Origin of the sequence: Kitasatospora sp. NPDC053057, assembly GCF_044546945.1 — a bacterium.
Taxonomy (GTDB): domain Bacteria; phylum Actinomycetota; class Actinomycetes; order Streptomycetales; family Streptomycetaceae; genus Kitasatospora.
The window spans coordinates 1-2001 of sequence record NZ_JBITZP010000127.1 but is presented as its reverse complement, the minus strand read 5'-3'; the positions used below and the strand labels follow the sequence as shown (position 1 = coordinate 2001).

2 protein-coding genes are annotated in these 2001 nt (G+C 71.5%); both read right to left on the bottom strand.

Going from position 1 to position 2001, the window contains the following annotated elements; genetic code table 11:
- On the bottom strand, nt 1-223 hold a 223-nt coding region (locus ACIG5E_RS39365), incomplete at its 3' end, for a hypothetical protein (RefSeq protein ID WP_396542114.1).
- Between the two features lie 115 nt (nt 224-338).
- Nucleotides 339-1703 (bottom strand): protein rep, encoded by a 1365-nt coding sequence (locus tag ACIG5E_RS39360; RefSeq protein ID WP_396542112.1) that lies wholly within the window; start codon nt 1701-1703, stop codon nt 339-341.
- Nucleotides 1704-2001: the final 298 nt, after the last annotated feature.

Sequence of the window (2001 nt, the reverse complement as noted above, 5' to 3'; positions counted from 1 at the left end):
TTTGGTGTCCGGGTGAGCGCCGACACGCTTCCGGGATCATGGTCGGATGAGCACTCACAGGCGCCCGCTCCACGTCCGATCCGACGATGAGCACCAGGGCGACGAGCACACTGCCGGCGCCCGCCGACTCCCCATCGAAGCCGTGGTCCTCGACGGCCAGGTCGCCGCCGACGACGTCCACCAGGAGCACGTCGAGCCGCCCCGCCGACGTCCCCTCGGCCACGGTCCGGACGCCGCTTACTGGAACAGTAAGCACTAACTTGCTACCGGCAGATGCCTGCAGCGAGTTAGTGCAAACTGGTACCAGTTTTGCGGGCGGGGTCGGCTCCACACGCCAACTAGTCGGCGTCGAACTCGGGGTTCGCGGCGGGCACCGGGACCATCCGGACCGTCCCGTCCGGGTCGGTTTCGTACGTCCGGAGCGTGGGCTGGCCGAGGGTCAGGTGGACGCTGGTGAGGAGCCGGACCAGGGCGGCGATCCCGCCGTCTTCGTACGCCTCGTGGACCTGGGTGTCCATGTTGAGTCGGCAGATCCGGCGCCAGGACTCGACATCGAGGAAGCCGTACGTCTCGCCGACTGCCTCGGCCTCCATGATCTCGTCTTCGGTCCGCTCTTCCTCGGTCATGCCGAGGGCGGCGCGGAGGCCTCGGGTCCACTCGATCGCGCGCCAGCCCCGGGTGGCCGACTCGTACTCCAGCCACACGGCGTGCAGCTGGGCGACGCGCTTCTCGACTCCGGCGGCGATGTCCTGTTCGGTCGGTTCGGACTGGAGGCGACGGGCCTCCTGGAGGATCTCCATCGGCGTCAGGTTGCCGATCTTGCGGGCGCTCTTCATGTCGAGGCGGGCCAGCTCGTTGCCCGCCGCCTTCCCGCGCTTCTTCCCGGTCGGGTCGTCCTGGGTCTTGGCGACGTAGGCGCCGGCCTTCTTCGCGTCGGCGACCCGTTCCAGCCGGTCCCAGCTGATCGCGCGCCGAGCGTTGGGGCGGAACCCTTCCTTGGCGAGCCAGGCCTGCCAGATCCGGAGCCACCGGGCCTGCATCCGCTCGAAGTCGGCGAGCTTCTGCTGCTCGGCCTCCGACAGCTTGGCGCGGGCCGCCTTGCTCAGACCGGGGTCGGGGACGGGGAAGTACCCGACTGGCGCCGCCCCGGCCTGCTCGGACCGGACGGCACCGAGGAGCACGACCAGGTGCAGGTGCGGGTGCCACCCGTTGTCGCCCCAGGTGACCTCGACCGAGCGCATGACGCCGAGGACGCCCATCCGGGCCCGCTCGCCCTCTCGGCCCCGGGCGGGGTCCCCGGCCCACTGGGCGCCGGAGATCAGTGCCTTGTAGGCGCGGCTCATGGCCTTGCGGAGGTCGGCCAGGTTGTGGCGCTTGTAGTGCCGGGCGGTGAGGGTGACGAGGTAGGCAGTCCCGCCGTTCGCGACGTGCCGCGCGGCGCCTTCGCTGATGTCGTTCGCGCGCTCGGCGCGGATGACGGCCTGGCAGACCGGGCAGGCCCAGATGCTCTTGCAGGTGGTCAGACCGGAGGCGTGGGACCGACCGTCAGCGCCGACCTTGAGCACGACGCCCTGGTCGTGGTTGACGACGCCCCGGCCGCACGCGCGGACCGGCCCGAGGGCACTCCAGCGCCACAGAAGTCGGCGGCTCGCGAAGCGGTCCGCGCGGCGCTTCTTCCACGGGTTTCCGCTGGCGGGAGCCACCGTGACACCCGCGACGGCGGGGGAGGGGGGAAACTCTGTTACCCCAGTACCGAGCCGCTCGTCGGTGGGGGTGGCCGGAGGTGCCGGAAGCGCGGCGGCCGGGGCCTGCTTCGCGGCCCGGCGGCGGTCACGGGCGGCGGCGGCCTGCCGGTCGAGTTCGGCCCACGCCGCGTCGCGTTCGGCGGGAGTGGGGCGCGTTTGGGCAGCAGAACGCGCCACGTGCTCCGGCGACTCGCCGGGTAGCAGTGGCGCGGGGATAGAGCGCTCTCGTACGCTGGACACAGGACCTCGGTGCTTT